The organism is Streptomyces sp. NRRL S-337, from assembly GCF_000720175.1.
In the GTDB taxonomy this organism is placed as follows: Bacteria; Actinomycetota; Actinomycetes; order Streptomycetales; family Streptomycetaceae; genus Streptomyces; species Streptomyces siderophoricus.
Genome location: NZ_JOIX01000139.1, coordinates 1 through 8,395, shown reverse-complemented (window position 1 = coordinate 8,395; position 8,395 = coordinate 1). Strand labels below are relative to the sequence as shown.

General features: G+C 70.9%; 8 protein-coding genes and 1 pseudogene. 3 read left to right on the top strand and 6 right to left on the bottom strand.

Annotated elements, in window-relative coordinates; genetic code table 11:
* A pseudogene (locus IG62_RS46890) lies at positions 1-104 on the top strand (IS481 family transposase); the annotation flags it as partial.
* Here the strand turns inward: IG62_RS46890 and IG62_RS0140420 are convergent.
* From IG62_RS0140420 to IG62_RS0140405, 4 genes are all read right to left on the bottom strand, one after another.
* Positions 101-1,117: an aminoglycoside phosphotransferase family protein gene (locus IG62_RS0140420; RefSeq protein ID WP_030816144.1), complete on the bottom strand. Its 1,017-nt coding sequence runs from the start codon at positions 1,115-1,117 to the stop codon at positions 101-103. The pseudogene IG62_RS46890 and the gene IG62_RS0140420 overlap by 4 nt on opposite strands.
* Before the next feature lie 19 nt (positions 1,118-1,136).
* Positions 1,137-2,144, bottom strand: coding sequence for a phosphotransferase family protein (locus IG62_RS43590; RefSeq protein ID WP_051799244.1), 1,008 nt, complete (start codon positions 2,142-2,144; stop codon positions 1,137-1,139).
* A complete protein-coding gene (locus IG62_RS0140410) occupies positions 2,141-4,630 on the bottom strand; it encodes a hypothetical protein (RefSeq protein ID WP_030816140.1) in 2,490 nt (829 codons plus the stop codon). Before IG62_RS0140410 ends, IG62_RS43590 begins: the two co-directional genes overlap by 4 nt.
* 82 nt (positions 4,631-4,712) lie before the next feature.
* On the bottom strand, positions 4,713-5,480 hold the full coding sequence (locus tag IG62_RS0140405) for an alpha/beta hydrolase (RefSeq protein WP_030816136.1): 768 nt from the start codon (positions 5,478-5,480) through the stop codon (positions 4,713-4,715).
* 103 nt (positions 5,481-5,583) lie between these two features.
* On the opposite strand from IG62_RS0140405, the gene IG62_RS0140400 reads away from it, so the two are divergent.
* Together IG62_RS0140400 and IG62_RS0140395 are read left to right on the top strand one after the other, a co-directional pair.
* A complete protein-coding gene (locus tag IG62_RS0140400) occupies positions 5,584-6,708 on the top strand; it encodes an adenosine deaminase (protein WP_030816134.1) in 1,125 nt (374 codons plus the stop codon).
* Between the two features lie 180 nt (positions 6,709-6,888).
* The gene (locus IG62_RS0140395; protein WP_030816129.1) at positions 6,889-7,179 is read left to right on the top strand and encodes a hypothetical protein; all 291 of its coding nucleotides are present in this window, start codon (positions 6,889-6,891) and stop codon (positions 7,177-7,179) included.
* Positions 7,180-7,349: 170 nt separating this feature from the next.
* On the opposite strand, the gene IG62_RS0140390 is transcribed toward IG62_RS0140395, so the two are convergent.
* Together IG62_RS0140390 and IG62_RS0140385 are read right to left on the bottom strand one after the other, a co-directional pair.
* Positions 7,350-7,559 (bottom strand): PspC domain-containing protein, encoded by a 210-nt coding sequence (locus tag IG62_RS0140390; protein ID WP_030816121.1) that lies wholly within the window; start codon positions 7,557-7,559, stop codon positions 7,350-7,352.
* 45 nt (positions 7,560-7,604) lie between these two features.
* Complete coding sequence (locus tag IG62_RS0140385; RefSeq protein WP_199812593.1) at positions 7,605-8,120, bottom strand: VanZ family protein; 516 nt, start codon at positions 8,118-8,120, stop codon at positions 7,605-7,607.
* Positions 8,121-8,395 lie beyond the last annotated feature (275 nt).

The following is an 8,395-nucleotide window of genomic DNA, read 5'->3' as shown; positions in this document are numbered from 1 at the left end:
TCCCTGGCTGGCTGGACTGGTACAACTACCACCGACCCCACACCGGAATCAGCGGCCACACCCCAGCCAGCCGCGTCACCAACCTCTCCGGACAACACACCTAGCCCCGCGGTTCCCGGCGGCCGGTCCAGCGCTCCACGGCGCGCTCGATGTCCGTGGGGGAGTCGTCGGAGCGGGGGCCCGAGGGCCAGCAGGGCCGGGCGGCCCGGAGCTTGCCCGCGAGTTCGCCGGCGCGGGCCCGGCGCTCGCCCGCGGTGGGAGCGGCAGCGATCAGCCGAGCCCAGCGGACGGTGTCCACCACCGCGGACTTCATGCGCTCGAAGGCCAGGTAGAAGGCGAGCGCGTCCTCCCATCCCACCCGGCACTCCGCGGGTGCCACCCGCTGCCAGGCGGCGACCGTCCGGTCCCGCTCGGCGGGCAGGTAGGACATCTTGTGCAGATGGTCCGCCAGGTCGTAGACCGGGTCGCCCCACAGCGCGAGCTCCCAGTCGAGGAAGACCGTGCGATGCCGGTGAGTGATCATGTTCCGCCGGTGGATGTCCGCGTGGAGGAGGCGGAAGGGCCGGCTCCGCAGCGTTTCCGCCCGTTGTTCCAGGAGCGCACACGGGTCCTCCGGGACGCCCAGGTCGCGGTAGAGCTGCCCGGTGGCCTCGTCGCCGTCGGCGCGGATGGTCCGCACCAGACGCAGGAGCAGGGCCACGAACCCGGCGGTGTCGCCGTCCGCGGGCCAGTCGGTGGGCACGCCGGGCAGTTTGGCGGCGGGCACGCGCAGCAACTGGGAGAACAGGGTGCCGATGTCGCGGAGCACACCGGCGGGCAGCGGGGTGCCGGCCGGGCAGACCTCGTCGAGGCAGGTCCCCGCGATGAACTCGTGGATCTGGAACGGGGGGTCCGGCTGTACGTGGAGCAGCTGCGGTGCCGAGGTGACGTAGGGGCGGATGGCTTCGAGGACCGCGTGCTCGGGCCACATCGTCAGGTCCATCGTCGGCGCCCCGCCGGCCGGGATGCGGACCATCACGGGCCCGTCGGCCAAGTCCACGCGGACATTGCTGTTGTAGTACCCGGAAAGCACGTCCTGCCGTACGCGCGCTTCCTGATACAAGGCCATCGCGTCCATCCGCCTGTCCACCGCCCTTTCAGGGGCCTGGGTGCGTCGGTCCGTAGCGCAGTCCGGAGCGGATCCGCTCCGGAGTCACGTCGGGAACATGTCCCCACACCAGGCGGGCGGCATTCACCTTCTTCGCCAGGCGGGCGATCAGGCCGTCCCGCGTGGCCGGATCCGTTCCGGGCGCGGCCAGCTGCTTGGAGTACCGGACCGTGTCCACGATGGCCGACTTGATCCGCTCGTGCCATAGGTACGTCGTGAGGTCGCGCCGCCAGCCGGCGGTGGTCTCCGGGGGAAGCGCCCGGAGCCAGTGGCGCAGCAGGTCCTCGCGCTGGTCGTCCGGGTAGTCCATCTTGTGGAGGTGGAGGGCCACTTCGTAGACCGGGTCGCCCCACAGGGCGAGTTCCCAGTCGATGAACCACGTCGTTCCGGCGGTCACGATCATGTTCTTGCGGTGCAGATCGGCGTGGAGCACGGCGAACGGCCGTGAGGTCAGGGCGCTCCACCGCTCGCTGACCGGGGCGAGCGGATCCGCCGGGAATCCGAAGTGGTCGAAGACCCTGCCGTACGCCGGCAGGTGGTCCGCGTGGATCGTCCGCGTCAGCCGCGCCAGGCGCTGCCCGAAGGCGGGTGCGTCCGCCGACGTGGGCCAGCCGTCCGGGAGCGGCGGCATCTTCCCCTGGGGGATCGCCGTCAGCTGCCCCATCAGCGCGACCGTATCGCCGATCACATGGTCCGGTACGGCGCTCCGGCGCGGGGAGAAGTCGTTGAGGATGTCACCCGCGATGAAGCTCTGGACCTGGAAGCGCGGGGCGTGGGAAACATGGCGGAGTTCCGGCGCGTAGTCCACATACGGGCGGACGGCGGCCAGCACCTCCTCCTCGCGCCACACCCGCACGTCCATCACGTCGGCGGCCGCGAGGGGAATACGGACGTTGACCCGGCCGTCCGGGGTGTCCAGCGCGGCATTGCGGTTGTAGTAGCCCGCCGCCGCGTCGGTGCTGCGGAGAGCCGCGTCGTACAGCGCGTGCCAGCTCATGCGGCTGCCCCGAGGAACAGGGACAGGACCTCGTCCGTGCGGTGCTCCAGCGCGTCCAGCGTGCCCAGCGGCCGCAGGCCGGCCCGGGCGCGCAGCGCGGCGTCGGCCAGCCGGCCGTCCTCCTCGCCGAGCCGGACGGCCGCCCGGTGGATGGCCATGACCAGGGACGGATAGACGTCGCACGCCTTGAATTCGGCCACCGCCCGGTGCCACGTCGACAGCGCCCCGTCCCGGTCGCCCTGCTGCAGCAGCAGGAAGGCCCGGTACATGTCGGCGCGCGCCCTCCCGGAGCGATAGCCGGCCCGGTCGAGCGCCGCGTACGCACTGAGGAAGGACGAGGAGGCGCGCTCGGGCTGCCCGAGCCGGATCTGCGCCATCGCCATGGCGGTGTACGCCTTGCCGATCTCGTGCTGGGCCCCCAGCTCCCGTTGGACGGCCAGCGCCTCGGCAGCCTCCGCCACGGCCGCCTCCGGATCGGTGAAGGCCAGCAGTTCGGCGCGGTTGGTCCGGATGTTCGCGAGGCCGAAGGGATCCTCGGCGCGCCGGTATTCCGCCTCGGCCTCCTGCAGCAGGTCCGCTGCCGCGTCGAACGAGAGGAGGAACCGGTGGCCCAGGTGCAGCAGCCGTTTCACATCGGCACGGACGACGGGTTTGTCCGCCCGGCTCATCCCGTACACGGCCTCGGCCAGGTCGAACGCCTCGGCGAAATCCCCCTGCCACATCCTGATGTCGGCCAGGCAGAATCCCGCGGAGACCCGCACGGGTCCGGACTGTTCCTCCCAGACCTGCTGGAAGATACGGGCGGCCGTGCGGCTCTCACCGGCGATCCTGCGGGCATTGGCGGCGGCGAGGGAGAGCCTCGCCGAGACGGCGGTGCCGGCCCGCCGGTCCACCTCGGGGGCGAGCTCGATCACCGCCCGGGCATTGCCCAGCGACAGCAGGGACTCGGCTTCGAGGCAGTCGGCGGCCTCCCGGACGGAACTCTCGCCTCCGGGCCGGGCCGCCAGATAATCCCGCAGGTCCTTCACGATGCCGTCGACCACCTGCCGGCCACCCATGGCCATACCGCGGTCGGCGTACTCGTGGATCTGCTCCGCGGTGATCGCTTCCGCGTGCAGACCGTGGTAGACGGCCTCGCGCAGGGGGGACGAACGGGAGACGCCACCACGGTCGGGGCCGCTTTCGAGGCGGTCGGCCACCTCCTCCCAGTAGGCGCGAAGCCGGTCGTGGACCGACCGCTTCACCGCGGGGGAGAGGTGGGACTGCAGAGCGGCCACCATGAGCTGGTGCAGCCGGTACCAGCCCTGGGAGAGCGGATAGGCGAACGAGTAGGCGGTCAGCGACTCCCAGGTCAGCAGGTGCGCCGGCAGGTTGAACGCCCGCCCGAGCGCGCGGAAGGCCCCGAAGTCGAAGGTGCGGGCCACACTGAGCAGTTCGAGGATCCGCACCTCGTCCGGCGGTACGTGCTGCAGGAACCGCTGCACGATGTGCTCGGAGGTGATCGTCGTCTCCAGCCGGGCGGGGTTCTGCAGGTAGGTGTCGATGGCGAGGTGCAGATAGAACGGCACCCCGGCGCTGGCCTCGGCGATCGACCGCTGCCGGCCTCCCTCGGTGATGCCCGCGGCGGACAGCAGATCGAGCCGGGCGTCCATCGGCAGGCCCTCGACCGGGACGTGCTGGATCACCGAGGCCCAGTCCTCGTCGTACGCCGCCCACTGCAGCGGCTCGCGGCTGGCCACGACGGTCAGTCCGCCCTGCAGCTGGCCCAGCAGATCACGCAGCCAGGCATCCGCGCCGAAACTCTTGCCACCCGGTAACGGAGTGGGGACCAGCGCCTCGTAGGCGTCCACATAGAGCACATAGGGCCGGTCGCCGCTCGCCTCCCGCAGTTCCTCGACCAGCAGGTACGAAACGGCGTAGCCGAGCTCGGCGTTGGTGAGGTTGTCGAGGTCCTGCAGCGTGGGGTCGGACTTGATGCGCTGCTTGCGCTGCCGGTTGGACAGCGCCCGGTCCGTCAGCCGGACCAGCCCCGCCGCCGTACCGAATACCGGGAACCCCATGGCGTCGTCGAGGATCTTCGACAGGACCTCGCTCTGCTCCGCGAACGGCGTACTGGAACGGTCCATCCGAAGCTGGGGGTGGACCCGTTGCCACAGGACCGCGTACGCGATGTCGAAGCGGTCGAACTTCACGCCCTGCGCGCCGAACTCGGTACGGAGCACGGCCAGTGCGTCCTCCTGCTGCCGCAACGCCGGGACCTGCAGGTCGAGGCGGGCCGTACGGTAGCCCTGGCCGGTCCGGTTCCGCAGCTCCTGCAGCAGCCGGGACTTTCCGATCCCGCCGATGCCCACGACATTGAAGACCTGCGGGTCCGGTCCGGAGTGCAGCCGGCCCAGGGCCGCCTCGTAGGCGGCCAGCACCGATTCTCGGTCGAAGAACTGCCGTTGCAGTGCGGAAACCCGTCGGTATCGCGGCCCGATCGGCATGCCCTGTCCCCCCGGTTGCTGGTGCTGCCGCCAGGGAGGCTACCCGCAACGCACCGCATCGGCACCCGGGTTGGCGCGCTGCTCAGTGCCGCAACGACGCCCCGAAGCCGGTGGCCAGGGGCATGCGCAGGCCCAGGGGTGGGGGCGCGGCGAGGGCGTCCTTGACGGGGCGGGCGTAGTCGCGGGCGAAGAGGGAGCCGAGGAGGAAGTCGGTGGCCAGCGCGAGGACTTCGGCGCGGTGCTGATGGAGGGAGTGGCCGTCGGAGTGGACCTCGAAGCGGCAGGTGTCGCGGTTGATCTTCTTGGCGCGCTCGGCGTAGCGGTAGGACAGGTCGGGGTCGTGGCGCTCGTCGTTGGTGCCGTGCACGAGCAGGACCTGACGGCCGACGAGCTGCTTCACCGGATCGGGCTGCTCGCCGGTGGCGCGGTGGTCGGGCAGCCACGGCGCGATGGCCAGTACGGCGTGGACGGCGGGGTGGCCGGCGGCGTGCAGGGCGGCGCGGGCGCCCATGCCCGTACCGACGAGGCAGACCGGGACGTCGCCGTAGCGGCGCACCACCTCCTCCAGGGCCCAGGTGGCGTCGCGCGCGGGGTGGGCGGCGGAACCGTTCCAGCCGCGGCAGCGGTAGTGCACGACATGGGTGGCCAGCCCTTCGGGGCGTCCCGCCCGGGCCAGCCGGAGGGCGAGGGGCCGTACCGCGAGCGCGGTCACCGGCGACGGCCGTCGGACCCCGGTCGGTCCGCCCCCCGGCAGTAACAGGGCAACGCCGCTGATCGTCCCCTCCTTGCCGTTCGCTCCCAGCGGTTTTCCCAGCCGGGCCTCGCGCACCGGCAGCGCTTGCTGAGCCATGACCAGAACGATGGCAGAAGGAGACCGGCCCGCCACCCTGTGGACGGGTCACTGTTACGTATCGTTCGATGAGATCTACGCGCGTAGGGGCTACAGTGCCGAAATGACGAGCGAGACCACCACCCTTCCGAGCAGTGAACAGATCCGCCGCGCCCCCAAGGTGCTGCTGCACGATCACCTCGACGGCGGCCTGCGCCCCGCCACGGTCGTCGACCTGGCCCGCGAGACCGGATACACCGGTCTGCCCGAGACCGATGCCGAGAAGCTGGGCATCTGGTTCCGCGAAGCCGCCGACTCCGGCTCGCTGGAGCGCTACCTGGAGACCTTCGCGCACACCTGCGCCGTCATGCAGACCCGCGACGCACTGGCCCGGGTGGCCGCCGAGTGCGCCGAGGACCTGGCCGCCGACGGCGTGGTCTACGCCGAGGTCCGCTACGCGCCCGAACAGCACCTGGAGCAGGGGCTGACCCTCGAAGAGGTCGTCGAGGCCGTCAACGAGGGCTTCCGCGAGGGTGAGCGGCGGGCCCGTGAGAACGGCCACCGCATCCGCGTCGGCGCCCTGCTGACCGCCATGCGGCACGCCGCCCGCGCCCTGGAGATCGCCGAACTCGCCAACCGCTACCGCGACTCCGGCGTCGTCGGCTTCGACATCGCGGGCGCCGAGGCCGGCTACCCGCCCACCCGCCACCTCGACGCGTTCGAGTACCTCAAGCGGGAGAACAACCACTTCACCATCCACGCGGGGGAGGCCTTCGGACTGCCCTCCATCTGGCAGGCGCTCCAGTGGTGCGGCGCCGACCGCCTCGGCCACGGCGTCCGGATCATCGACGACATCGAGGTCGCCGACGACGGCAGCGTCAAGCTCGGCCGGCTCGCCTCCTACGTGCGCGACAAGCGGATCCCGCTGGAGATGTGCCCCACCTCCAACCTCCAGACCGGCGCCGCCCCCTCCTACGCCGAGCACCCCATCGGCCTGCTGCGCCGGCTCCAGTTCCGCCTCACCGTCAACACCGACAACCGGCTGATGAGCGGTACGAACATGTCCCGGGAATTCGAGCACCTGGTCAAGACATTCCGCTACACCCTCGATGACATGCAGTGGTTTACAGTCAATGCGATGAAATCAGCATTCATTCCTTTCGATGAACGTCTGGCAATGATCAATGACGTCATCAAGCCCGGTTACGCGGAACTGCGGGCCGAGTGGCTCTTCCGCCCGATGGGCTGAACAACCGCTCCCAGCAGCGCTTCTGACCGTATGTAACGGGGACGGCGCGAGCATATAGCGCAACGGCCGGTGGAATGTCCACCGGCCGTTTTTTGTTTCCTTGTGGCTGTTTGCGGCGCCGGTTGCCGCATCACTAGGTTGATGGGCCGGTCAAGCCCCCATCAATGAGGACGTAATTCGATGAAGCAGGGAACCATCAAGACTCTCGGTGCCGCCGCGCTCGGTGCCGCCATCGCCGTCACCGCCGCGGGCGCCGCCTCCGCCGCTCCCGCGGTCGGTGCCGCCGACACCGCAGGCGGTCTGCTGCACAGCGCCACCGACACCGTCTCGGGGGCCACCAAGAGCGTCAACAGCGGCACCAACGCCAAGCCGGGCAGCAACGGCGTCAAGACGCACCTGAACTCCCAGGGCAACAAGCTCCTCGGCGGCCTGCCCACCGGCGCCGTCAGCAAGGCCCTCCCGCTGGGCTGAGCCCCGCACACCCCGCCGCCCTCAGGGGCGTGCGGTGCACCGTCCCCGGCCCGTACGCCTCCGCAGGCGTACGGGCCGGCGGCTTGCTTGAGGGTGTGGTGGCTCACGCGGCGGGGTGGGTCATGGGGCGCGGTGGGTCACCAGGTGGCGGCCCGCCAGGCGCGGTGGGCCTACCAGGCGGCGGCGCCGTGAGCCTTCTCCTCCGAAGGGAGGAGTATCCACAGCGCGAGGTAGACCAGGAACTGCGGGCCGGGAAGCAGACACGACACCAGGAAGATCACGCGCATCGTGACCGGCGTCGTACCGAAGCGACGGGCCAGGCCCGCGCACACTCCGGCGATCATTCGGTTGCTGCGGGGACGGACCAGTGCGGCGGCCATGAGGGAGGACTCCTTTGCGACTACGTGGGGCGTTTGCCCGATGTCTCAAAGGTAGGTCCGGCTGCCCGAGAGCACGTCAGCCTGTGGTGTGAGGCCGACCCTGGAGATCTTCGGGGTCGCACCCCCGAGACGCTCGTACCGCCGGCGGAGCCGGCACCGGGCCCCGGGGACGACCAGCAGGTGCACCACCGCCACGCCCAGGGTGTTCAGCAGCACCGAGTCGACATCGGGGACGCGTCCGGGGATCCCTGACTGCAGCAGTTCGATGGCCAGCGCGATCATCGCGCCGGCGAAGGCGGTACGGGTGAAGGAGACCAGCGGCGAAACGTTCAGGCGACCGGCGGAGAGGGGCAGCAGCACGCCCAGCGGTGCCAGCAGCAACACCGAGCCGCCCAGATGCTGCACGGCCTCCCACGACGCCCCGCGCGCCAGCTCGGCCCGGATCGTCGCCAGCGGTTCGAGGTTCGCCGCCGGAACCCAGGGCACGGTCCGGGGACGCAGCGTGAGCCAGCTGACGATCAGCAGATGCGCCACAAGGAGAAGAAGTCCGGTGACGCGCATACGGGGGGAGGCGGCGGTGCCGTGGCCATGACGCTGCACAAAGCCCAGGACGCCAGGACCGGTGGCCATGGTTCCGCCCTATTGCACCCGTCTTGGGGCGTGGGGCGTGGTGGGGGGCGTGAGGCGGTGCGGTGCGGGCGGGGCGGGGTGCCTCGTGGGGTGTACAGCGTTGCCTCGGGCGGGGTGGGCTCGCTGTGTTGGCCGCGCGCGCAGGGGCCGCATCCCCCCCCCCCGAACCCCCCCCCCGCCCCCTCCCCCGAAGGGGGAGAGGGGGA